Source organism: Myxosarcina sp. GI1 (genome assembly GCF_000756305.1).
Classification (GTDB): domain Bacteria; phylum Cyanobacteriota; class Cyanobacteriia; order Cyanobacteriales; family Xenococcaceae; genus Myxosarcina.
The window spans coordinates 13,475-33,573 of record NZ_JRFE01000043.1 but is presented as its reverse complement, the minus strand read 5'-3'; the positions used below and the strand labels follow the sequence as shown (position 1 = coordinate 33,573).

General features: G+C 39.2%; 26 protein-coding genes, 14 tRNA genes and 1 pseudogene. 28 read left to right on the top strand and 13 right to left on the bottom strand.

Going from position 1 to position 20,099, the window contains the following annotated elements; translation table 11 throughout:
• Positions 1 to 1,046: 1,046 nt before the first annotated feature.
• The 16 genes and pseudogenes from KV40_RS25660 (at position 1,047) to KV40_RS25600 (ending at position 5,531) form a co-directional block, all read left to right on the top strand.
• Positions 1,047 to 1,120 (top strand) — tRNA-Cys (locus KV40_RS25660).
• Between the two features lie 3 nt (positions 1,121 to 1,123).
• A tRNA-Met gene (locus KV40_RS25655) sits at positions 1,124 to 1,199 on the top strand.
• Positions 1,200 to 1,270, top strand: a tRNA-Trp gene (locus KV40_RS25650). It abuts the tRNA gene before it with no gap.
• A gap of 4 nt (positions 1,271 to 1,274) precedes the next feature.
• Positions 1,275 to 1,349, top strand: a tRNA-Glu gene (locus KV40_RS25645).
• 4 nt (positions 1,350 to 1,353) lie between these two features.
• Positions 1,354 to 1,470: transfer RNA gene (locus KV40_RS35305), tRNA-OTHER, on the top strand.
• Between the two features lie 3 nt (positions 1,471 to 1,473).
• Positions 1,474 to 1,561, top strand: a tRNA-Ser gene (locus KV40_RS25640).
• A 58-nt stretch (positions 1,562 to 1,619) separates the two neighbouring features.
• Positions 1,620 to 1,704, top strand: a tRNA-Tyr gene (locus KV40_RS25635).
• Positions 1,705 to 1,713: 9 nt separating this feature from the next.
• A tRNA-OTHER gene (locus KV40_RS35300) sits at positions 1,714 to 1,833 on the top strand.
• Between the two features lie 5 nt (positions 1,834 to 1,838).
• Positions 1,839 to 1,915, top strand: a tRNA-Gln gene (locus KV40_RS25630).
• 9 nt (positions 1,916 to 1,924) lie between these two features.
• A tRNA-Leu gene (locus KV40_RS25625) sits at positions 1,925 to 2,001 on the top strand.
• A 7-nt stretch (positions 2,002 to 2,008) separates the two neighbouring features.
• Positions 2,009 to 2,082, top strand: a tRNA-Leu gene (locus tag KV40_RS25620).
• 4 nt (positions 2,083 to 2,086) lie between these two features.
• Positions 2,087 to 2,160 (top strand) — tRNA-Pro (locus KV40_RS25615).
• A gap of 3 nt (positions 2,161 to 2,163) precedes the next feature.
• A tRNA-Leu gene (locus KV40_RS25610) sits at positions 2,164 to 2,237 on the top strand.
• A gap of 30 nt (positions 2,238 to 2,267) precedes the next feature.
• Positions 2,268 to 2,342 (top strand) — tRNA-His (locus KV40_RS35295).
• 849 nt (positions 2,343 to 3,191) lie between these two features.
• Positions 3,192 to 4,001, top strand: a pseudogene (locus KV40_RS25605) (reverse transcriptase N-terminal domain-containing protein); the annotation flags it as partial.
• 324 nt (positions 4,002 to 4,325) lie between these two features.
• The gene (locus KV40_RS25600) at positions 4,326 to 5,531 is read left to right on the top strand and encodes a group II intron maturase-specific domain-containing protein (protein WP_256381168.1); all 1,206 of its coding nucleotides are present in this window, start codon (positions 4,326 to 4,328) and stop codon (positions 5,529 to 5,531) included.
• 136 nt (positions 5,532 to 5,667) lie between these two features.
• Here the strand turns inward: KV40_RS25600 and arfB are convergent, their stop codons facing one another.
• Together arfB and KV40_RS25590 are read right to left on the bottom strand one after the other, a co-directional pair.
• Complete coding sequence (arfB, locus tag KV40_RS25595) at positions 5,668 to 6,084, bottom strand: alternative ribosome rescue aminoacyl-tRNA hydrolase ArfB (protein ID WP_036487319.1); 417 nt, start codon at positions 6,082 to 6,084, stop codon at positions 5,668 to 5,670.
• An 11-nt stretch (positions 6,085 to 6,095) separates the two neighbouring features.
• Complete coding sequence (locus tag KV40_RS25590) at positions 6,096 to 6,278, bottom strand: hypothetical protein (RefSeq protein ID WP_036487317.1); 183 nt, start codon at positions 6,276 to 6,278, stop codon at positions 6,096 to 6,098.
• Positions 6,279 to 6,577: 299 nt separating this feature from the next.
• Here KV40_RS25590 and KV40_RS25585 point away from each other — a divergent pair, with 299 nt between their 5' ends.
• The 3 genes from KV40_RS25585 (at position 6,578) to KV40_RS25575 (ending at position 8,488) form a co-directional block, all read left to right on the top strand.
• The gene (locus KV40_RS25585; RefSeq protein WP_036487315.1) at positions 6,578 to 7,003 is read left to right on the top strand and encodes an Hsp20/alpha crystallin family protein; all 426 of its coding nucleotides are present in this window, start codon (positions 6,578 to 6,580) and stop codon (positions 7,001 to 7,003) included.
• 435 nt (positions 7,004 to 7,438) lie between these two features.
• Positions 7,439 to 8,002: a hypothetical protein gene (locus KV40_RS25580; RefSeq protein ID WP_036487313.1), complete on the top strand. Its 564-nt coding sequence runs from the start codon at positions 7,439 to 7,441 to the stop codon at positions 8,000 to 8,002.
• A 33-nt stretch (positions 8,003 to 8,035) separates the two neighbouring features.
• On the top strand, positions 8,036 to 8,488 hold the full coding sequence (locus KV40_RS25575) for an isoprenylcysteine carboxylmethyltransferase family protein (RefSeq protein WP_052055960.1): 453 nt from the start codon (positions 8,036 to 8,038) through the stop codon (positions 8,486 to 8,488).
• A gap of 54 nt (positions 8,489 to 8,542) precedes the next feature.
• Here KV40_RS25575 and KV40_RS25570 read toward each other — a convergent pair whose 3' ends face one another.
• From KV40_RS25570 to KV40_RS25555, 4 genes are all read right to left on the bottom strand, one after another.
• Positions 8,543 to 9,052 (bottom strand): hypothetical protein, encoded by a 510-nt coding sequence (locus KV40_RS25570; protein ID WP_172657341.1) that lies wholly within the window; start codon positions 9,050 to 9,052, stop codon positions 8,543 to 8,545.
• Between the two features lie 6 nt (positions 9,053 to 9,058).
• Entirely contained in the window at positions 9,059 to 10,144 is a 1,086-nt protein-coding gene (locus KV40_RS25565) for a DNA sulfur modification protein DndB (protein WP_052055959.1), read from the bottom strand.
• 2 nt (positions 10,145 to 10,146) lie between these two features.
• A complete protein-coding gene (locus tag KV40_RS25560; RefSeq protein WP_052055958.1) occupies positions 10,147 to 10,389 on the bottom strand; it encodes a hypothetical protein in 243 nt (80 codons plus the stop codon).
• Between the two features lie 80 nt (positions 10,390 to 10,469).
• Entirely contained in the window at positions 10,470 to 11,084 is a 615-nt protein-coding gene (locus tag KV40_RS25555; protein ID WP_036487307.1) for a hypothetical protein, read from the bottom strand.
• A gap of 122 nt (positions 11,085 to 11,206) precedes the next feature.
• Here KV40_RS25555 and KV40_RS25550 point away from each other — a divergent pair, with 122 nt between their 5' ends.
• Genes KV40_RS25550 through KV40_RS25535 form a run of 4 tightly spaced genes read left to right on the top strand, consistent with a single transcriptional unit; the run spans position 11,207 to position 13,587 of the window.
• Complete coding sequence (locus KV40_RS25550) at positions 11,207 to 12,250, top strand: HNH endonuclease domain-containing protein (protein ID WP_036487305.1); 1,044 nt, start codon at positions 11,207 to 11,209, stop codon at positions 12,248 to 12,250.
• Positions 12,251 to 12,252: 2 nt separating this feature from the next.
• Positions 12,253 to 12,609 carry a nucleoside triphosphate pyrophosphohydrolase gene (locus tag KV40_RS25545; RefSeq protein WP_036487303.1) on the top strand — a complete coding sequence of 119 codons (357 nt, stop codon included), beginning with the start codon at positions 12,253 to 12,255 and terminating at the stop codon, positions 12,607 to 12,609.
• Positions 12,606 to 12,926 carry a hypothetical protein gene (locus KV40_RS36415; protein WP_072013905.1) on the top strand — a complete coding sequence of 107 codons (321 nt, stop codon included), beginning with the start codon at positions 12,606 to 12,608 and terminating at the stop codon, positions 12,924 to 12,926. Before KV40_RS25545 ends, KV40_RS36415 begins: the two co-directional genes overlap by 4 nt.
• Positions 12,927 to 12,969: 43 nt before the next feature.
• Positions 12,970 to 13,587, top strand: coding sequence for a PH domain-containing protein (locus KV40_RS25535; RefSeq protein WP_036487301.1), 618 nt, complete (start codon positions 12,970 to 12,972; stop codon positions 13,585 to 13,587).
• Between the two features lies 1 nt (position 13,588).
• On the opposite strand, the gene KV40_RS25530 is transcribed toward KV40_RS25535, so the two are convergent.
• From KV40_RS25530 to KV40_RS25515, 4 genes are read right to left on the bottom strand one after another with little or no spacing between them, the layout of a single operon-like run.
• On the bottom strand, positions 13,589 to 14,245 hold the full coding sequence (locus KV40_RS25530; RefSeq protein ID WP_036487299.1) for a hypothetical protein: 657 nt from the start codon (positions 14,243 to 14,245) through the stop codon (positions 13,589 to 13,591).
• Between the two features lie 55 nt (positions 14,246 to 14,300).
• On the bottom strand, positions 14,301 to 15,107 hold the full coding sequence (locus KV40_RS25525) for a DUF1186 domain-containing protein (RefSeq protein ID WP_036487389.1): 807 nt from the start codon (positions 15,105 to 15,107) through the stop codon (positions 14,301 to 14,303).
• 8 nt (positions 15,108 to 15,115) lie between these two features.
• A complete protein-coding gene (locus tag KV40_RS25520) occupies positions 15,116 to 15,619 on the bottom strand; it encodes a DUF1643 domain-containing protein (protein ID WP_036487297.1) in 504 nt (167 codons plus the stop codon).
• Complete coding sequence (locus tag KV40_RS25515) at positions 15,601 to 15,957, bottom strand: hypothetical protein (protein ID WP_036487295.1); 357 nt, start codon at positions 15,955 to 15,957, stop codon at positions 15,601 to 15,603. The genes KV40_RS25520 and KV40_RS25515 overlap by 19 nt, the downstream gene beginning before the upstream one ends.
• A 440-nt stretch (positions 15,958 to 16,397) precedes the next feature.
• Here KV40_RS25515 and KV40_RS37465 point away from each other — a divergent pair, with 440 nt between their 5' ends.
• The gene (locus KV40_RS37465) at positions 16,398 to 16,490 is read left to right on the top strand and encodes an endonuclease (RefSeq protein WP_371260834.1); all 93 of its coding nucleotides are present in this window, start codon (positions 16,398 to 16,400) and stop codon (positions 16,488 to 16,490) included.
• A gap of 54 nt (positions 16,491 to 16,544) precedes the next feature.
• A complete protein-coding gene (locus tag KV40_RS35290) occupies positions 16,545 to 16,721 on the top strand; it encodes a hypothetical protein (protein ID WP_156113976.1) in 177 nt (58 codons plus the stop codon).
• A 117-nt stretch (positions 16,722 to 16,838) separates the two neighbouring features.
• Here the strand turns inward: KV40_RS35290 and KV40_RS25510 are convergent, their stop codons facing one another.
• Positions 16,839 to 17,204: a hypothetical protein gene (locus KV40_RS25510; RefSeq protein WP_036487293.1), complete on the bottom strand. Its 366-nt coding sequence runs from the start codon at positions 17,202 to 17,204 to the stop codon at positions 16,839 to 16,841.
• A 241-nt stretch (positions 17,205 to 17,445) separates the two neighbouring features.
• Between KV40_RS25510 and KV40_RS33750 the strand changes: the two genes are divergently transcribed.
• Genes KV40_RS33750 through KV40_RS25500 form a run of 3 tightly spaced genes read left to right on the top strand, consistent with a single transcriptional unit; the run spans position 17,446 to position 18,772 of the window.
• On the top strand, positions 17,446 to 17,676 hold the full coding sequence (locus tag KV40_RS33750) for an HNH endonuclease (RefSeq protein ID WP_216595722.1): 231 nt from the start codon (positions 17,446 to 17,448) through the stop codon (positions 17,674 to 17,676).
• Between the two features lie 20 nt (positions 17,677 to 17,696).
• Entirely contained in the window at positions 17,697 to 18,413 is a 717-nt protein-coding gene (locus tag KV40_RS37460) for a GIY-YIG nuclease family protein (RefSeq protein WP_036487291.1), read from the top strand.
• A 56-nt stretch (positions 18,414 to 18,469) separates the two neighbouring features.
• Positions 18,470 to 18,772 (top strand): hypothetical protein, encoded by a 303-nt coding sequence (locus KV40_RS25500; protein WP_036487289.1) that lies wholly within the window; start codon positions 18,470 to 18,472, stop codon positions 18,770 to 18,772.
• Between the two features lie 13 nt (positions 18,773 to 18,785).
• Here KV40_RS25500 and KV40_RS25495 read toward each other — a convergent pair whose 3' ends face one another.
• Both KV40_RS25495 and KV40_RS25490 read right to left on the bottom strand, forming a co-directional pair.
• The gene (locus KV40_RS25495) at positions 18,786 to 19,361 is read right to left on the bottom strand and encodes a thermonuclease family protein (protein ID WP_036487287.1); all 576 of its coding nucleotides are present in this window, start codon (positions 19,359 to 19,361) and stop codon (positions 18,786 to 18,788) included.
• 53 nt (positions 19,362 to 19,414) lie between these two features.
• On the bottom strand, positions 19,415 to 19,918 hold the full coding sequence (locus KV40_RS25490; protein ID WP_036487285.1) for a hypothetical protein: 504 nt from the start codon (positions 19,916 to 19,918) through the stop codon (positions 19,415 to 19,417).
• Between the last annotated feature and the right edge of the window lie 181 nt (positions 19,919 to 20,099).

The window sequence follows — 20,099 nt, the reverse complement described above, 5'->3', positions numbered from 1 at the left end:
TCAACTTGTTTGTAAATAGTCATGAGACTTAACCAAAAGCGTAAGAAATAAGAGACTTTTTGGAGTAGTGATGACGCAATTTTGTACTTAGAGCTTAAACGCAGTCGGGGATCTTGGGCATGATGGATATTGTTCGATTTGGCTCTAAGTCACCAAAAACAAATAATAATTACATTGTCTAAATCCTATTCTTACAACACGAATTTAAAATCGCAAAAAACTTTTTTCAAAAAACAGTAGACAAACTAAAAAACAGTGCTATACTACAAAAAGCTAAAACAAGGAGGTCGAAACCAATCATGAGTACAGCTAGTGGAAAAATGAATATTATGAATAGCGCAGCAAATCTATATTCCTGGCAACTCAATATGATGGAGTCCTCTTACCCAGAGCATAGTTTTAGTTTATGTTGTTATCCCCAACATATACAGATACAGAATTTTTCGCATATATAGTTTCAGTTATAGTTTCAGAGCTATCTGACTATTGCAAGAGTAAGAATTACATAGTCACGATGAAATATTGCGATCGTGTCATAATTCAAGCTCAGTATATATTTAATCAACTCAACAATTACTTTTCTTGTATGTATTGGGGGTTTTTCATAAAATGCTCAATCTACTGCATAGCCACGCTATGAGAGAAAGTCAGTCTATCAAAATCGAATCGTTGCTACTTAGTTAGGGTAAATAGCTCGAACTTATTTTGAACAGTCGTGACATTCTGAAGTAATTTTTAGTGGATGGGTGCAGTTTTACGCTTGTTAGGGAAGCTAAACTTTGCACGTTGTAAGCCAATGAGTTACAGAAATTAAATATATGCAAAACTCACGGGTTAGATAGCTCTTACCTGACAAACTTAAATAAATACTAATAGTCTTCTAAGAAAACGCTGTTTTTCCTGCCTGTAATAATACACGTATTACACAAGTTTTTGCTGCCAAAAAACATGATTTTTTTGACAATTAATGACTATTTTTATGGTTTTAATTGACTTTAAAAATCTAAATTAGAACCTTGAAAATTGAATATTACAATACATTTTTTGCATCGGTAGCCAAGTTGGTTAAGGCGGTAGTCTGCAAAACTACTAATCACGAGTTCGAGTCTCGTTCGATGCTTAAAGCAGCGTAGCATAACGGTCAATGCGCCAGCCTCATAAGCTGGAAGATATGGGTTCAACTCCCATCGCTGTTACCAGGGGGGATGGTGTAACGGCAACATCAGAGTCTCCAAAACTCTTGTTCTAGGTTCAAATCCTAGTCCCCTCGCTATGGTGCTGTAGACAAATTGGTAAAGTCACCTGTCTTTCAAGCAGGATTTTTGCGGGTTCAATTCCCGTCAGCACTGTTATTGCCCTATAGCTCAATGGTAGAGCGGTGCGCTGCGGACATCTCACGGTGCTGAACTAAATTCAGCACCCGTGTCCTTGTTAACGCAAGGGTTGTAGGTTCGAGTCCTACTAGGGCAGTAAGGAGAGGTCGCTATTGGCAAGGCAATCTGTTTGCTAAACAGTCGTAGAACTTAAAACTCTACTGTGGGTTCGACCCCCACTCTCTCCGCCTATGTGTGTTGCGTTCTACTGTAAACAATTTACAGCAGATAATGCGATCGCATCATGGGTTGGTATCCAAACTGGTTAAGGAGCTTGACTGTAAATCAAGTGCGTATATGCTTGGGGGTTCGAGTCCCTCCCAACCCACCAAAACATTATCCCCCAGTAGCTCAGTTGGTAGAGCGTCAAGCTCTGGAGAGCTTCCAGATTCGGAGAATCTGGGCTTGCCATAGGCAAGCGAAGAACAGAAGGTCATTGGTTCAATTCCAATCTTGGGGGGCTGATGGGAAGTAGGCAAATAGGCAAAGCCGTCGCACTTTGAATGCGAAGTTTGGGGGTTCGATTCCCTCCTTCCCAGCCAAAAAAACAAGCTCCTGTAGCCCAATCGGAAGAGGCAGCAAGTTTAAGCCTTGCTTAGTGTGGGTTCGAGTCCCACCAGGAGTACCAAATGTTTGCCCTCGTGACGGAACTGGCATACGTGCTGGTCTTAGAAACCAGATTTTGTGGGTTCGACTCCCACCGAGGGTACTAACGGGATGTAATTCAGAGGTCTAGAAGCCATGTTTTGGGAACATGGAGTCGTTGGTTCAAATCCAACCATCCCGATGAACCCCTGTAACCCAATTGGAAGAGGTGTCAATCTCAAAAATTGATTGTTGCTGGTTCGATTCCAGTCAGGGGTATCGGTCGATTTTGAATCGGTCGTAAATATGGTGTCTGAAGTCGAAGCGGTCGAGACGCTGGTTTGTGAAACCAGTTAATAGCGAGTTCGAGTCTCGTCGGACACCCCTTGGAAGTTGCTGCTAAATGGATGGCAAGCGTGTGACTCGTTAGACACAAAAGTACCACAAGTACGTGGTGTCTACGTGGTAAAAAGATGGAAACGTTAAATTACGTTAACAAAATAACAAAATTTAATCATCCAAACTGAACCATGATAACTAAATAACCTGTATAGGTGAGAACTACCCAATAGGGTAGCTAAATATTAATAAAAGCATAACAGTTCAAGCCCTATCCTCTCGGTGTTGGGAGTGAAAGCATAACCCCTACTGTAGCGACTGGTCATCAATCGGTAAAGCGGGGTTAGACGAGGTACTAACTGATAGTCTGAATTGGTTAGCCTCTAGCAAGAAACCCAAGAGTAGAGCGAACGCTCGAAGTACCGAAATTACCGTTATCTACAAACAGCCAAATCAAGACTGATAGGCTGTAACCAAAAAGGTGAAACTGCAAATGGTTACGTCTCATCTTCTCATGAGTACGTACAACATCAACCGCAGTCGGTAAATAGGTAAAAGTCAAAAACATCGTTACCCATAAGCAGCTAAATCAGAATTGATAAGCTGCAACCAAAAGGTGAAATTGCAATGGTTATCTTTCAAAGCTTGCGTGAAAGAAACAACACTAACCGCAATCGGTGAACAGACACACTCTAAAGGTTCATATCAACAGGTTATTTGGAACGAGGAAATCCCCTAGTAACTCTTACCCAAAAAATAAAAACGGGTAAGCAGTCAACCAAGACGCAACATCTCAATAATGAGGTCACTAGGGGCGAAGGATTGAGGAAAAAGCCAATGCCTTAACTCGAATTAACGAGTATCGCCTTACTGAAACAAAAGTAAGGAAGGGTAATGCCAAGGATATGCCCACGTCCTCACTGTTTTCTGGAAAGTAGTGATTTAGTAACAGTAAATATGTCTAAGACAGATTACCAACATAGCGATTCCACAAGCGGAGGAAACCCCCATGTGGCTCGCCATCAAAATAATACTGTGGAATGGAATCAGTTAAATTGGAGGAAAATCCAAAAGGCTGTATTTAAGCTGCAAAAGAGAATCTACCAAGCTTACGTCAACGGTGAAGAAAAAAAGGGAAGAAGGCTACAAAAGACCCTCATTAAATCCTACTACAACCGATTGTTATCCATAAGAAAGGTGTCTCAGGACAACCAAGGAAAAAAGACAGCAGGGGTGGACAAAGTTAAATCCCTAACACCCAGACAACGTCTAAACATGGCAGAAAACCTAAAACCTGGAGATAAAGCCAAACCCATTAGAAGGGTATGGATACCGAAACCTGGGAAAAAGGAAAAACGCCCCTTGGGAATCCCAGTGATGCGCGACAGAGCAACACAAACATTAGTGAAAAACACTCTAGAACCAGAATGGGAAGCAAAATTCGAGCCAAATAGCTACGGATTCAGACCAGGCAGGGGAGCGCATGATGCCATAGGAGCAATCTATAACGCAATAAACAAAAAACCAAAATATGTATTGGATGCGGATATAGCAAAATGCTTCGACAAAATCAATCACCAAAAGTTATTAACAAAGCTCAATACCTTCCCAAAAATAAGAAGGCAAATCAGAGCCTGGTTAAAAGCAGATATTTGCGACTTTGTAAAACACGAAAGGAATCCAAACCATGAAGGAACCCCCCAACACGTAGATCGAAGGTTCGTGCGACGAAGTGCAACCTGTCGCTGAAACCCTTGCTGTACAATTAATACAGCGATTTGATGTTTTGATCGTAGTGATCGCCAAAACATAAGTTACATAAATGTTTTTAAAAACGCATTCATAGCAAAAAAACTTTGCCTAAAATGGAGGTTGGGATATATCAAAACATCTATACCAAAGCATTGTAACTCCGTCTTGAATTTTCAAAACATTGCCTAAAAGGAAGCAAACTAGGCAATGTTTTGATAAGTAATTTCGATTAAAAATGGCTTCAAATGGGGTTGACAAGAGTACAATGACTTCACCCTGCACTTCGTTGCACGAACCTTCTATTACCGCCCCCAAGGCGGAGCAATAAGCCCGCTATTGGCAAATATAGCCCTACATGGAATGGAAGAAAGGATAAAAGAATTCGCCGCCAGTCTAAAAGGATGTAAAAGAGATAATAAAAGATCTCTAGCTCTAATTAGATACGCAGACGACTTTCTAATAATCCATGAAAACCTCGAAATAATAAAACAAAGTCAAAAAATAATTAGTGATTGGTTGGCAGAATATGACCTAGAAATTAAACCTGAAAAAACCAGGATTGCACACACCCTAAAAACACATGATGGCACAAAACAAGGATTCAACTTTCTTGGATTCAATATACGCCAATACCCAGTAGGGAAATACAAATCCGGAACAAATTCACATGGTAAAAAACTAGGATTCAAAACACTGATAAAACCAAGTGATGAAAGCATCAAAAGGCACTATGCCCAGATAGCGGAAGTCATAAGGAAACACAATGCAGCACCTCAAAAAGCACTAATCTCAAAACTAAACCCCATAATCAGGGGATGGTGTAACTACTACAGAACAGTCTGTAGCAAGAAAACATACTCCAAAGTTGGCAATCGTATGTTTAAAAGGTTACAGAGATGGGCGAATAAAAGACACCCTAATAAAGGGAAAAAATGGATAGTAAACAAATACTGGAAAAGAGTAGGCAACAACAACTGGGTCTTTGGGGAAAGAGGAGGAATAACCCTAATCGAACACCCTACCATAGCCATAAAACGACACACCAAAGTCAAAGAACACGCATCCCCTTACGATGGGAACACGACATATTGGGCAACAAGAAAAGGAAAACATCCCGAACTTAAAGACTCAATATCCCAATTGCTTAAAAAGCAGAAGGGCAAATGCAATTGGTGCAAGTTAAACTTCCAAGAAGGAGAATTAATCGAAAAAGACCACATAATATCCAGAATTATAGCTGGAAACAAAAAAGATAATCTCCAACTACTACACAGACACTGCCATAACGAAAAAACTAAGGAAGACCTTAAGTTAATCAAAAAACACAAGGTAGAAATGCTCAACGCAAATAAAAAGCGAAAGGCAGAAAAGGAATACAAAAATCTCATGAAACAATTCAACAAACTGAATTGGATATGGATAGATGATATTCCGACCTTAGTAGGTACTCATAAAGAGCCAGGAAAGAGAGGAGCCGTGTGAGGTGAAAGTCTCACGCACGGTTCTGAAGACGAGTCGCCTCGGTAACGAGGTGGCTTAGTTTAACGGTCTTGAAAATCGTAGTACGGCAAAAGATGTCGTAGGGGTTCGATTCCTCCAACTTCCGTTTGAGATTTCACTAATCATAATCAACCTTTTTTCTTGATGCCTTTAATTGACCACGTTTGGCTTTGTTATCTAACCGTCTTTTTCTTGCTCCTTTAGTTAGTTTAGTTGCAAGTCTCTTCTTCTTGGGAGTTAATACGCTTTTGATTAAATCCTTAAGTCGCCTTAAAGCATCTTCTCTATTCTGCTGCTGAGTACGGAACTGTTGGGCTTTAATAACAACAACGCCATCGGTTGATATTCTAGAATCATTTAACTTCAACAGCTTGTATTTGTAGCGGTCGGGAAGTGAAGAAGCTTCAAGATCGAATCGTAAATGTATTGCAGTAGCTACCTTGTTTACATTTTGTCCACCTGCTCCAGTCGAGCGTACAGCTTTTAACTCTATTTCACTACTGGGAACACTAAGTTGCTCTGAAATTTTTAACATTAAGATTGTTGCTAATAACCAATGGTAATCTTAATACTTTCTATTCCTACATTGAGTGCTTCTTCTGCCGTGTAGTAAATTTCTTGAGGTTTACAAACCCATCCATCCCAGAAAGCGATCGCATAACAAAAGTATTCCTCAACACGATAAACTACCAACGTCGCGCCACTGATACCAATTAAGTATTCAATCATTATTTCGTTCTACTCGCCCTATTTTTCGGTTGTATCTGTGGCTAGGTTTCCCGTTTGGGTCTGGTTTTCTAAAGCCTAAGAAATACATTTTTTACTCTGCCCAACCGAACCCAATTAATTATAGTTTCCCCTACTAAAATTGTCTTATTTGGTTCGGGATAAAACCACTACTGCCTATGGGATACAAGCCACACTACTGTTATTTTATCGGGCTAATTAAGATATAAATAACGAAACGAAATTATACAGAAACTCTAAACTAAACCACTTATCAAACAGCAATCGGAGAAACAACAAACATGACATTAGTAAGATACAATCCTTGGCAAGAAATGACTTCTTTACAACGTCAATTAAACAGCTTATTTGATAATGCGGATGGCTTCAATAACTTAGCCAAAGTACCTGCCGCCGAACTTACTGAAACCGATGATGCTTTACATCTCAAACTAGAAGTTCCTGGCATGGAAGCTAAAGATTTAGACATTCAGGTAATGGCTGACAGAGTAGCGATCGCAGGAGAACGTAAATCTGAAATTAAAGAAAAAACTCGCTCTGAATTCCGTTACGGTAAATTCCAAAGAGTAATCCCTCTACCTGCCAGAATTCAAAACACTAACGTCACTGCCGAGTACAAAGACGGTATCCTCAATCTGAGTTTACCTAAATCTGAAGAAGAAAAAAACAAAGTAGTTAAAGTAAATCTCGGTGAAGCTACCGCTTAGTCTTTCAGGGATAGCGAACTAGTCAAATAGTTTGATAATCAAGCCCAGTTGCAGTTGATGTGACTGGGCTTTTGTTTAAGATGCACTCACTTATTTTTGAGCTAAACCCAATCGCTACTTAAAGAATAATCAAACAAATTCACCCTTTTTAAGGAGAAAAAACAATGAAGTCATTAATTTAACCTATTTTTGTCGAAACAAGCTTATCTATCTTTAGCTTTCTATTGCTTGTTATCCTATTCGTCTAATAATTTTGAGTTCGATTTAATTTTTCAGGCTGAATGAAAAGATAGAGAAAAGCGATTAGATATGTAAATTACAAGCGATCGCCTCGCTCACTTGACAAATTCTCACCAAGAAAGAAACTTAAATTTTGATGGTTAGTGGTTTGACTCGTGTTAATCTAGCTGCTTTGACAGTCAATTATCATCAAAAGTGAGCGAACAGCAACTTAGTTTATTTAATGTCCGACCAGCCTATCAAGTAGAGCAACCGCAAAAGCTCATGAGCAAAGATGCTTTACTTAAATGGAAGTCTAAAATATTCGAGCATCAGCAACACACTCTTAACACTAAGCCACCACAACAAACTAGCCTGTTTGATGCACCATTAGCTCACTATGATAGTGATGAGATTAACCCCTTTGAACTGAAGCTGCATTCTTCTCAGTTCTACAGGATGAAAGAACATGAAGATAAAAACTGCATCTATTTTGTTATTGATAATGCTTTACCCCTACTCCTCTATGTTGGTGAGACTATGCAAACGGCAAAACAGAGATGGAATGGTACGCATGACTGTAAAGACTATGCGATGAACTATGTCGAACTGCACCGCAAACACAATCTGGAAGTCAGAGTTTGTAGTGCTTTTTGGTATCATACACCTGGCGATCGCACTGCTCGTTTAAAGCTGGAGCGAGAATTAATATTACGCTGGCTCAGTCCCTTTAATAAAGAAAATTGGCGTAGATGGGGACAACCGTTTGGGAAGATTTAATATAAGAACAGTTATCATTGGGAGACTATAAACATGAACTTGCAGAAAGTTTTATTACCTCCTGTTTGGTTTTTACTATCGATTATCTTGATGGTAGGACTGCATTTGGTGCTACCCGTCAGACAGCTATTTTTCTCACCCGTTACTTATTTAGGAATTGGAGCTATCGCAGTCGGAATAATTGTGCTTCTGTTTTGTGCCTACCTGTTTCGACAAAAGAATACGGCGATCGAACCTTTTAAAGAATCGAGTTATCTACTTAGAGAAGGAATCTTTAACTACAGCAGAAATCCTATTTATTTGGGCATGATAACTGTCTTAACTGGCTTGTGGCTTTATTTAGGAACTCTGACTCCCGCAATCGTTATTCCTGTGTTTGCTTGGCTGATTCAAGAAATGTTTGTCAAAGAAGAAGAACAAATGCTCGAAGCTAAATTTGGTGAGGAGTATCGAGAATACAAAGCTACAGTCAGACGTTGGATTTAAAATTGATGACAGCAAACAGAGATGTAAAAACCCAACTTTATAGTCCAGTTAGTTCTAGGCAATTGAAATAATTTTAGCGATCGCATTATCTGGCAAACCTTTTTTTAGTAGTGAAAACTCTTCTAAATAATTTCCTTCAAGAATACTAATTTCATCTTTTCTACCCATAGCAGAACGACTATTTAGGACAGATTTAAACCATAAAGTAGAAAAAGGAATTCCTAGATAAATAGAATCATTTGCATCCCAAGTAGGCTCGATTATTTCTTGTTGTTTGTTAATTAACCAACTATGTTTTAAAGGAATTAATACATCAGGAGCTAGTGCATAACCTTCGCAATAAATTAATTCAGGATATTCTTTAAGTAATTGTTGACAATTCCAGTAACAACTTTTAAGGATACCTCGCTCGATATTTTGAGTAAAAAATTGATTGAATTCACTACCGCAATCTAAAACTAGTTCTTCAAACCCTCCATACTTCCAGTCAGGATGCGGATATATTTGTCTAATTAGTTTTACCTGTTGTTTGAGCAGACTTTTAAGATTATCAATTGTTATCATCTTCATCTAGTTTATTAATTGCTCAATAGCATCACTCAACGGCAATGTCCCCAAAGACTCGTTATTCGTAGTTGCTTTCTTATGAGGAAATATTTCATTCCACAAGTTGTTATCTCTAGACCAATCAATCTGAGTTGCTATTTGAGTAATTGTAAGGTTTCCCTGCCGAAGTTGATATATCAAACAACCTAATATTTCTAAGCCAATACTTAAACCTAAAATGTAGGTGCTGCGAAAGTTTTTTACTTCTTCAGGAGTCAATTTTTCTTTTTGGGATAAATTGGTTGTTATTGGACAGCCAGAAAAGAACTCATTAAGTATTTCACTCAACTCAATCCCTACTTGCTCAATTTCTTTCTCATCGTCATATTCAGCAAGTGATGCGTTACTGTTACCATCCATTGCACAACCAACTAAACCTGCAATGTAATTGAGGGTGTAAATATACTTAGAACCAGAACCAGGAGAAGCTGAATCTAAGCGAGTGCTACCCCGAAAAAGATTTACTCTGCGTAGAAGTTCTAAAGCGATCGCATCTCGACCTTCAGAGCCGAAAGCTACCAACAAAGAATTGGATATTGTCGTTCCTTTTGCCATATCTGTGAAATCAACATTCGCTTGTCTCGAACTTTTTTCCAAGATTAAAGTTAATGGAATTTGCTCATTTGCTATTAGTTCTCGATGCTCTGAATCTATAATTGAAGCGATCGCGCCTATTCGATGTTGACCATCAGTTACATCTAAAGGAGTAGCGTTAGGAATACTTATAATATATAGGCTTGAACCAATAGATTCACATTTGATTAGCTCTGGGTCAACATTGGCAGTTAATGCTCCTACGATCCATTTCTTACCTGCACTTGCCTGCTTTAAAATATATTCTTTTATCTCTAATAAATGAGATTCGATAATTGGACGCGATATATTTCTGAACAAGTTGGGAATTTCAGAAGCATAAATGATTATCTGAATAACCAATCTTTGTCCTTGATTATTGCCAATTCCTAATGATACTCGTTCCTTTCCATAATTCTCTACCTGTTTGGCATAAACAGTTTTGGAGCAAAGTTCAGCAAACGTTGTTTCTTCCATTATTAGTATCCTTGATACTCCATTTCCATCAATTTTTCTAGCTTACGAATAACTAAAGCAGCATTAGTTTCAGGATTACCATCTCTATCGTCCCATCGTTCCTTCTTTAACCATTCTCTAAGTTCTGGTGTCGGTCTAAATGACCAAGTAGGATTTTCTTTATCGTATTTAGCTTTAGATTGTTTAATCTTTTCTGGGTTATTTTTGTCCCAATTGTTTTTGGTTTCTCTGTATTTGTCTGGCATGATTTGTTGTCAATAAATATATTCGGTTGCTTATTCCCCAACGATAAATGTCAGGGAATAAAAATTCATTTCGATGAATATTAATTTAATAAATCCAAAACTATGTAACAGTTTTTAATTGAGTCGCTAATAGACAATGCACTTCTAGGATTTCTCAACACTGAATAATATCTTTTCTTACCTAACCCGATAATGCTATCAGTCAGATCGTCGAAATCATCCTCATCTAGTTCTAGTTCATCTCGGTCTAACTTCTGTTGCAACTTTTCCTGTAACTCTTTAAACATTACGAGCAATGCTTGTTTATCAGCAGCATATTTAGAACTGAGACGACGAGCGATCGCTATGTAGTTATCATCAATTACGGCTTTAAAATCCTCCACAAACTGCCAGAAATAATCTTCGATTAAGAGTGGTTCTTCATGGTCAAACATAGAATTTCGTGCCGTTAAACCATCAATTACAAGTGATTCAAAATCATTGACCTCTATCCAGACTGTAGCTCCAGAGCATCTAGCTTGTTCTGCATCCTGAATTAGCTTTCCTCCTCTGGTAAATTCTACTTCTTTGCAATAAATACTGCCTTTGTAAGTATTGACCGCGATCGCTGGTTTGTCTACCAGTTCTCCCGTCTCTTTTGTAGCTTTTTTGTTTGCCGCCATCACCTGACGGTTGATGTAAATCTGTGCTTTCATTGAACTTATACCTGAATTGTATTTGGGTTAGGACGATCGCTTGTCTCTTGGTCGGGAGAGCGATCGCCCATATCTCTATTTTACTTCGTAAACGAAGTAAAAACAAGTCTGTATTAAGTTGTATGACTGAATTTCTGGGTAAAGAGCCAACTATAGAAGATTACTGGCGGTCGATTATTCTGTATGGGAATAATGTCGCCTGTTACAAATTCGCACTAGGCAAAGCTTTACTAGAAATCGCCCCAACTGGTAAGACTTTTATTACTTTAGAGGAGTTAGCAGAACCGTTTTCTCGTTATATTACAGAGCATCTCAAGCTGGCAGAAAAGCAAACTACATCACGTTCTAGTAGTTTTTTAGAGGCTTGCGATCGCTTCAATCAGAGTGAAATTAGCAAGGATGAATTGATAGCAACTACAGTCCGACAGGGATTTGAGAATGTCATTGATGCCTTTCACAACGTCAATAAATCTGAGCTTCCCGTCCGTTTCTTTACCGACGAGCGTAGAAGTCAGAATAAAGGTATTGCCCTAACCGACAGTCTGTTAGAACTACCCGAACTATATCAGGGTCAGAACTTACCCCAAGAAGTAGAGGCAAGATGGCGTTTAGTCGAGACAGCTTGGAAGCTAAAAATATCGAAGCATCTAATTAAAGTAGACTACGACCATGAGAAGAAGATTATTTTTACTGGCAGTAACAACCGCCGAGTGGATGTCACCTCTTGTCGTGATGCTTTAAATGGCTATCAAAAAGGCAAATGTTTTTATTGTTTTGCAGATATTTCAATTGAAAGCGGATCGGTAGATTTAGGAGATGTCGATCACTTTTTTCCGCGCAAGCTAATTTACCACAACATCGCTCATCCTATCGACGGGGTTTGGAATTTAGTTTTAGCTTGTCAGAGTTGTAATCGCGGTACTAGAGGTAAGTTCGACCGATTACCCGAAAAGCGTTTTCTCAAACGGTTGCAGATTAGAAACGACTTTTTTATTAGCAGTCATCACCCTTTAAGAGAAACATTAATTCAGCAGACAGGCACGACACCTACGAAACGAGCTAAGTTTTTAGAAGATAATTATCAAGAAGCTTCTACTGGCGCACTAATCAACAGCAGTTGGCAACCAGAATACGAACATCCACCAGCTTTTGGAGAAGATGAGTAACAGTGAGAACCGAACACAACAAACTCGTTCGAGATAAAATACCAGAAATTATCCGCACTTCTGGCAATCAGTGTGAAACAACAACTTTAAGTAATTTAGATTACATTGAAGCTCTACGACAGAAATTGGTAGAAGAAGCTAAAGAAGCAGCGATCGCTCCTGATAAAGATTTGCCCCAGGAACTAGCCGATGTTTATGAAGTAATCGATGCTTTAATTGCTGCTACTGGAATTGAGCCAGAGAAAGTTAGAGAAATCCAAAAACACAAGCGATGCCTTCGGCTAGCTTCGCAATCGCAGCGAGGAGGATTCGATAATAAAATAAAACTGCTATGGACGGAGACGAATAAACAACCATGACTGAATACAGATGTACTCGTAATGCACTTTACTTACACGAATGCCTTGGGCGCGACGATATAAGAGAAAGGCAAGGACATTATATTCATGCCGAGAGTGAGGAAGAAGCATGGCAGAAGATGGCTCTCAGATATCCCGATGAAACCGAAGCAGGGTTTACGGTGCAAGACTGGTCGGAAAATTCGGGTAGAAGCGTTGTTATCCTCAGAAAAGAACGCGATGAAGCTGGTAATGAAATTTTAATTAACAGTGAAGGTAAAAAAGCCATAACCGATGATGATGGTGATGTTATCGGTTATGAAGACGAACTAGAGTAAAAGTTATACTGGTGTCTCTATTTTCATACCGTAATAAATTTAGATGTTTAAAAGAATTGCTTCTGATGCACTRGGACTRAGCGACATTGGAATTATTGTCGAGCCTRAAGATTACGATAAAGTAGAATCCGATGACTTTATCCTGCACGAAGAGAAAGAAAAAATTTATTTCTTAATCAAATCCAAGGCAGATGAGTATTGTTTTACCAATCAGGCTTTAATTCATGTCGATGGTACATCCGCAGTTAGTAAAAGGCGAACTTTGAAACGTTGGAATTACAGCAACCACTATATTCAAAATGTAGTGCTAGAAACGGCTGGTACTGTAGATTTAGACATTGAAATCAAATTTAATATTGGCTCTCACTATTACTCTATTGATGTTGGGAAAAAATACATAAAACAATTGAGGAATTTATACAAAGCTTTAGTCAAAATTAGTTTGATTCAAGAAACAAACGATCGCTATCTCAAATACGCTGAAAACAGCTTGGAAATCGCCTCACGTTCTGTCAATCGCTCCTCAAGTAATAGAACTCTAGAACAAGAATTTAAAGCCATCAATGAGTATACCTTTGAGTGGCTGACACACTTTCATGAAACCTATAGCGTCAAAGACTTTGCTTCAGTCTTTGAAATGTTTATTCAGCCCAACTCTTAAATTAGCTTTCAGCCCGCCACACATAAATACGATTCTGCTCTGGATACTTACTCCTAGAAACCAGCCAATTGAAGCAATAAGTTTCATGCTTCTTGCTCATAATGGCGCGATCGCTGTGAATATCATCATTGCCAATAAAAACATAGGTAACTCCTGTATCTAATATTTCCTCCTCATCTGGAGCGTACTTATGACCTGCATCGATGTCTTCTGGATCTTTAGTCTTTAACGTCCCCCAAGAGGTAATTACTGTTTCTGGCTGGTATTTCTCAATTGCTGCGATCGCATCTAGCTTTTCTACTGTTGGTGGTGGATTAGTTGAAGGTTGGTTGAGTATTTCATGGACTAACTTTACTGCTGGTATCTGCTCTGAATAGTTGTCGATGCCTTTGATGCCGAGGTGATGGTAGAGATAGTTATTACCCGCACCAATTTCTATGGCTTTATCGAGATTAAAATTATCTTTGAGCCAGTCGATTAATTCTACTGTGGGAATTTGATAGATAGCCCGACAGATACACCAAACTCTGAGGTCTGTGTAGTCTAAACTCTGATAGAAGTCAGCAGGTTTTAATTTAATGATTCCTCGTTCGTCTAGGAGCAGGCGATCGTATTTCCGTAAGAACTCTTGGATTTCAGGATTGGTGTCGATGTTCATTTCAAATGGCGGAGAAAATCAATCCGAAGATAGTCATTATGCCCTTCCAGTAAAACTATCCTTTTTTTCTTTTGCCAGAAGATTTGTGAGATTTCTTCTTTTTACTATTGGTCTGATTAGAACCAAATCCTTTAGCTGTCTTAGTTTTGCGACTAGCTGGAAATAACGAATCAAAAATTTGCTTCTCAGACAAACGACTACTTTGAAGTTCTTCACGGGTTTTTAGCCCAAAATCTACTTGAATATCTTCCCAATCTCCAACAATAAAAGTATCTACGCGATTGGCTTTAAAAGCACGTTCTATGACTGCGATTGTTTCAACTGCCTCTAAATCCATCAAGTTGCAAATCAACAAAGCACTCAAAGTGGGGTCGTTAACTTTAAATTTCTCTAATTCTTGAGCAATAATAGCTATATTTGATTCGCGGGTTTCGGGATACTTATAACAAATAGCCTCCAGACTTTCTGCTGCATTACTTCTAGCATATAAATCGTTAGAAGAATCGGCTAAAAATTCTTTGAGTAGAGGAATAGAATCTTTACCAATCAGCGTACAGAGGGTAGGAAAATCGCCGCTAATCCAGTCATCATCTCGGTCGTTTAACAATTCTAATAAAGGTTTGAGAGCTTCAATTGCTTTTAGTTGACCTAATGCCCGCCAAGCATGAACGGGACTCCAAACTTCTTTGCTATCTGAGTCAGCTAGATTCAGTTCTTCATCCGTCGCCATCTTTATCAGTTCGGGTATGTGTTTATCTTCAAGATTTAGCTCCCGAACATAGTTGCGCCATTTTTTGTAATCGCGACATTCACCGTAATTGAGTAATTCTGCAACTGGAGGTTGATAGTCAGTGATGCTCATCGAGTGCATTAGAATTCTCTACTTAGATTACCTCGATTCTCGATCGCACCGTATATCTGAGGCTTAATTGTACTGCGAAGATACAAAGGATGACGGGGACAACCTCTTTTTGTAATGCCTAAAGAGTAGAGATGATTATGATTTTGTAATAACTCAAGAATATATAAATCTTGTTGTTGCCAAGTACCATGATTACCCCAGGCTAGGATGATGCGATCGCTCTTTAAAACAGTTTCTAGAATATAGCGATCGTTATCTCTGCCGATTGGTTCGGCTGCTTGCTTGAGTAGTGATGGCTTAGGTGTTCGATAGGCAAAGAGATTAACTACTTCTAATCTGCCATAGCCCCACAACCTAGCAAAGTTAATGCAGCGAGTGATAGTAGGATCGTTAATTTGGGCATCGGCACGACTAGGATTGAGCATGATGAAGGAAACAGTTTTGCTGCTGCTGTCCCATTCACGCCAAAGTAGATAGCGATAGTTCCCTGTAATTACTGCACCACCTCGCATTGTTTTTTTATTGCCTTTGTAAGAAAATTCTCAATATAAAACCCCACATCAATTGAACCATCTTCATAGCCCCACCAAGTTTTATCGATTATCTTTCCTTGACCATCTTGAGCAACAAATTCCCAATCGGCAGGAGGAATAAACTTCTGTTCTATTTGTAGGTCTTGGTATTGATAAAGAGTAGTTTTGTCAGACTTACTAATGATGCTGACAGGATAGGGATAAATTCTTTCCTTAGTTCCAGCCTGACAATAGCTGTCATGTACCAGCCACTTAACTAACTCCTCATCTGCTTTATTGTAGGTAATTGCGTTACAGTCTAAGCTTGCGTCAATCATAGGCTGAAGAGTATCGTAAGCTTTCTAGCAGCAGTAGTAGTTTCAAAGAAAATGGTTGTGGTGGACATGAAGAGGGTTGCATAATTAATTTCTCACCCTCAGCATTCCCAAATTTAAAGATAAGAAGTCTCATTCTTGAAGCGTAGCGAAGCCATGCCGAAGGCTTATCGCGCTCCAATCATTGACTCATAAAGACCGTCGAGCATAATTAGTTTCTCATCACCGTTGAGTTGAAGTACTAGAAACACAGGATGCGAAACCACTAAAAATTGGCGATCCCGCCCTCATAGACGCACACTCTCAAGTTTTTTACCAGCATGAGAATTCTATTGCTCTATGTGACAATTTCCGAGGTTTATTAAAAAACACTAAAATTGCTAGACATAATTGTTAAGTTGTGTTCGTAACTCAAATTCAGTATTTTACTGAGGAGAAACATCATGACAACTCTATTAGTTAGCGTTTTAGTTTTGGGCTGGCTTTTAGCTGCTACTATCGGCACTTATGCTTACTTTGCCAACGGAGACAACTGAACTTCCAACAAGACCGCTTCAGGTTTGAAATATTTCCACATAAAGGAGGGAATAATGACAGATTTAACCAAGTATAAAGCTAGATTAGCTTGTGTAGATTGGCTAATAGATATTTATCGACAGCATCCTAGTATGCGTCAAGTAGAACTTTTTAAAGAACAACTCAAACGGAAAAAACAGGAAGATAAAAATATTTATCAGTCCGTCAAAGAGAAACTAGCTTCTTGCTAATAATAACTTTGGCTGGAGCGATACCTATTCGTTCCAGTCATAGCTCGAACTTTTCTTGTTTGAGCGATCGCGCCAACTCTCTGTCTTAAAACCCACCACCGCATAACTTTTAATTAATTAATAATAAATTCTATCTCTTATAGGATAATAGGGAAAAATTCTGTTTTCTATATAATAATAGCGATCGCCCTGATTTCCCCCGCGTCGATTTCTCCAGTTTCTTCTTTGAATCGCTCTTACGTCAAAATATTCTACTCCTGAGATGTCGTATTCTCTAAGTTCTTTAAGATCATCCCGAATCGAAACTGCTTCATCCTCGCTCTTAAAATTCCAACTGCCTTGACCTCCAGCACTAAGATCGTCAAAATTAAAGCTATCGGCAGTTCGGCTTTGAGCGTTGCTTGGTAGTGTAGAAAAATTGACAACTATGATTCCTAAAGCAACCGCGCTTAAGTGTATTGCTCCCTTTGCAGTAGTCAACATAGTGTTTTGATATTTAGTCTATTACCTTTAAAATGTAGAAAAAAATTTGTCACCCCCGCATCCACGTTGGGAATGATATTTAGATATTTGGCTGGTTGATGCCGAGCGATCGCTCATTTACGATACAATAATTTCCGTCCAGCGATCGCGCTTATATCATGCCGATAGATTCGAGACTTTACCCCGACAATTGGAAAGAACTAGCTTTGACAGTGAAAGAAAGCCGAAACTGGTGTTGTGAATGCTGCGGTGTTGTGAATGCTGCGGTAAGAAGTGTTATCGTCCTGGGGAAAGACCAGATAATCTAACTCGCTCGGAATGGACGGCAGATATTCTTCAGGTACACCATCGCAACCATGATACGAGGGATAATCGATTGTCTAATTTATTGTCTGTCTGCGCGGCTTGTCATTTGAATTTGCATCGGAGTAAGTATAGTAGCGTTAGTGAAGGGCAGCTATCTTTGTGGTAGGTTAAGAATATTTATGAACGGTGAGAACGAGAATAACTTTTTACGTCGATAAAGTTCCAGGTCAACCACTGAAGGGACGAGGTTGGATCGATATATCAAATATAGAAGTAGCTAAACGTCTCGATATTCCCTTGATAGGAGAACATACATATTCCAGAATCTACATTARAGTTAGCCAGGAAGATGCTGAGTACGAATCTCTAAAATCTGATGATTACTTTTACGTCAGCGAAACTCGCGGTTTTTGGGTATCTAAAAATCAAGACGGTTCTCTGAAAGTAGCCATTAATTGCAATCGAGGCAAAGCAGGAGGCAAAAARTTTACTGTAGTCGAWYCMAGAGAAACAGTTAAAYTSATAGTYCAAAAAACTYTAACYGTAMAGGCTGTYTGTGCTTGGGTGARAACTTGGGCGAGTGAAGGYWCAGAAATTATTACYCCWGGWGGAAAAACYATTTCGCTTGYGGGAGAYAATYTRAGTCARAAATCRGAATATGTTTATTTCATYYACAGYSAMGAGAGYASRGCRRTMAARATAGGACGTGCCAARAATGTAGAAAAGAGACTTAAATCCTTGCAAACTGCCCATCCCTATGAACTGAAAGTAATYARRACAATCAMAGTTAAAGAAGGAAAAGCTGCTAAAGAAYTWGAAAAYAGTTTGCAYYAWAAGTTTAACCATCTCAGRTTGTCAGGTGAATGGTTCAAAGCCGAACCAGAACTATTGGACTTTGAGTAAAGAGCGATCGCCTACATCTTTGTTATATTTCTCATTAATACATCGAGCATTAAACATTGGATATCGAACAGCTTCGACAGAGATACTTACATTTAATAAATGAAGAACTACCAGCACAGGCGAAGCAGCGTAATTTTCCCGTAAGTCTAAATCATTGTTTTGCCAGAATCATTCTCGATAATCTCTTCAATTGCTGTTGGTATGAAGTAATCGATCGCAAACAGGGTGCAGCTTACAAACAGCTATCGGTAGAACAGCTAGAAAAAGCGATCGCCATTGCTGAAGATATAATCGATAAACCAGATAGCTATGTTCGGGAGTTAAATAGAAATAGTTTAAGGTGGCGGAATAAGATTTGAGTTTAGTATGTATTTACTTGTTTGCTTTTCGGTAGTCCCAAGGTGCTTGGTGTGAGCCATTCCAAACTCCTAACTTTTCTTCTTTTGCTAACCGTTCGGCGATCGCATAATCATTTCCAGTAGGACAGTTACCCGAATACTTTTCGTAGTGCCAAGCATAGCCATCTCTGACCATCTGGAGGTTGAGATTAATTGCCGAACTTCGTCTATCGTGGGCATAAACTTCAGCTACAGTCCTGTCGTATCTATCTTTCTCAATCGGTACGAGTAACAGTTTGCCGTTAGCCTGTTCGACGAGCGATCGCAGATAATCTCTAGATTCGATGCCCAACGGCTGTTTTTTCTCTGGAGCATCTATTCCACAGAATCTAATTTTTAATTCTTCCTGACCTCTGATGACTCTTAAGGTATCGCCATCATAGATACTTCCAGGCTTGAGTTGCCATTCCTCGAACTTTTGACCATCTTCTACGGCTGTAGGTTCAACTGACCGAACAGATTGCTGGCTATTTTTATCTAACTGAGAATAAGCGGCAAGTCCCAAGCCGATAAAGAGAGCGATCGCATTGGCAAATGTTTTAAACTTCATTGCTAGGAGTTACAGATGGCAACAATCTTACTGTTCCCAGATAGAGCTAATAATCATTCCTTTCTTACCCAGCGATCGCCTTTGAATTCCCAATCTTTTAATCTCTCAGCTACATTCGGTATAGCATGACCATCGCGACGATAGCGATAGATGAAGATGCTGCTGAGATTTATCAGACTACTCAACTCGTCATCGCTCAACCCTTCTCTTTCATCTGCTGGTGGTTCTGGTTCTGGTTCTAGCTCTGGTTCAGCTTTAACAGCAACGGTATTAACACCCGATAACTTAGCCTCTACTTCTTCGAGTCTTGTATCTAAATCTCGAACCCGCTCCTTTAACTCTGTGTCTGTTTCCTCAACATCGGATAAAGATGATTCTAACTGTCCGATACCAAGCTCGATGAGTTTGAGGATGGTGGGTGTTACTTCAGGTTTGCCACTGCGATGATGTATCTTGGCATGAAATTGGTCAACAGCGATCGCACTAATTTGGTCATAAAGTTCATTGGGAAGGCGAATATCGACTCTCGTAACTTTATCCGTCTGTCGGCTAGTCATATCGGATAGTATCGGTTTTTATCGGATAAGCTCGATAGTATCATTAGATGAAACCAAACCAACCAGGAAGCGATAACAAAGAAGTGAGACAATAAAATTAAACTAAAAAGGGAAGCTTCCCGACGACAGCTCGTGCGTTCCCTTGCGTCTTGCGCCGACGCGGGTTCACTCGCCAATCAGT

Excerpts from the sequence above, each read along its gene's own strand:
- arfB (WP_036487319.1), bottom strand. The coding sequence starts at position 6,084 with ATGTTAAAAATTTCAGAGCAACTTAGTGTTCCCAGTAGTGAAATAGAG.
- KV40_RS25590 (WP_036487317.1), bottom strand. The coding sequence starts at position 6,278 with ATGATTGAATACTTAATTGGTATCAGTGGCGCGACGTTGGTAGTTTAT.
- KV40_RS25585 (WP_036487315.1), top strand. The coding sequence starts at position 6,578 with ATGACATTAGTAAGATACAATCCTTGGCAAGAAATGACTTCTTTACAA.
- KV40_RS25575 (WP_052055960.1), top strand. The coding sequence starts at position 8,036 with ATGAACTTGCAGAAAGTTTTATTACCTCCTGTTTGGTTTTTACTATCG.
- KV40_RS25570 (WP_172657341.1), bottom strand. The coding sequence starts at position 9,052 with ATGATAACAATTGATAATCTTAAAAGTCTGCTCAAACAACAGGTAAAA.
- KV40_RS25565 (WP_052055959.1), bottom strand. The coding sequence starts at position 10,144 with ATGGAAGAAACAACGTTTGCTGAACTTTGCTCCAAAACTGTTTATGCC.
- KV40_RS25560 (WP_052055958.1), bottom strand. The coding sequence starts at position 10,389 with ATGCCAGACAAATACAGAGAAACCAAAAACAATTGGGACAAAAATAAC.
- KV40_RS25555 (WP_036487307.1), bottom strand. The coding sequence starts at position 11,084 with ATGAAAGCACAGATTTACATCAACCGTCAGGTGATGGCGGCAAACAAA.
- KV40_RS25550 (WP_036487305.1), top strand. The coding sequence starts at position 11,207 with ATGACTGAATTTCTGGGTAAAGAGCCAACTATAGAAGATTACTGGCGG.
- KV40_RS36415 (WP_072013905.1), top strand. The coding sequence starts at position 12,606 with ATGACTGAATACAGATGTACTCGTAATGCACTTTACTTACACGAATGC.
- KV40_RS25530 (WP_036487299.1), bottom strand. The coding sequence starts at position 14,245 with ATGAACATCGACACCAATCCTGAAATCCAAGAGTTCTTACGGAAATAC.
- KV40_RS25525 (WP_036487389.1), bottom strand. The coding sequence starts at position 15,107 with ATGAGCATCACTGACTATCAACCTCCAGTTGCAGAATTACTCAATTAC.
- KV40_RS25520 (WP_036487297.1), bottom strand. The coding sequence starts at position 15,619 with ATGCGAGGTGGTGCAGTAATTACAGGGAACTATCGCTATCTACTTTGG.
- KV40_RS25515 (WP_036487295.1), bottom strand. The coding sequence starts at position 15,957 with ATGATTGACGCAAGCTTAGACTGTAACGCAATTACCTACAATAAAGCA.
- KV40_RS37465 (WP_371260834.1), top strand. The coding sequence starts at position 16,398 with ATGACAACTCTATTAGTTAGCGTTTTAGTTTTGGGCTGGCTTTTAGCT.
- KV40_RS35290 (WP_156113976.1), top strand. The coding sequence starts at position 16,545 with ATGACAGATTTAACCAAGTATAAAGCTAGATTAGCTTGTGTAGATTGG.
- KV40_RS25510 (WP_036487293.1), bottom strand. The coding sequence starts at position 17,204 with ATGTTGACTACTGCAAAGGGAGCAATACACTTAAGCGCGGTTGCTTTA.
- KV40_RS33750 (WP_216595722.1), top strand. The coding sequence starts at position 17,446 with ATGCTGCGGTGTTGTGAATGCTGCGGTAAGAAGTGTTATCGTCCTGGG.
- KV40_RS25495 (WP_036487287.1), bottom strand. The coding sequence starts at position 19,361 with ATGAAGTTTAAAACATTTGCCAATGCGATCGCTCTCTTTATCGGCTTG.
- KV40_RS25490 (WP_036487285.1), bottom strand. The coding sequence starts at position 19,918 with ATGACTAGCCGACAGACGGATAAAGTTACGAGAGTCGATATTCGCCTT.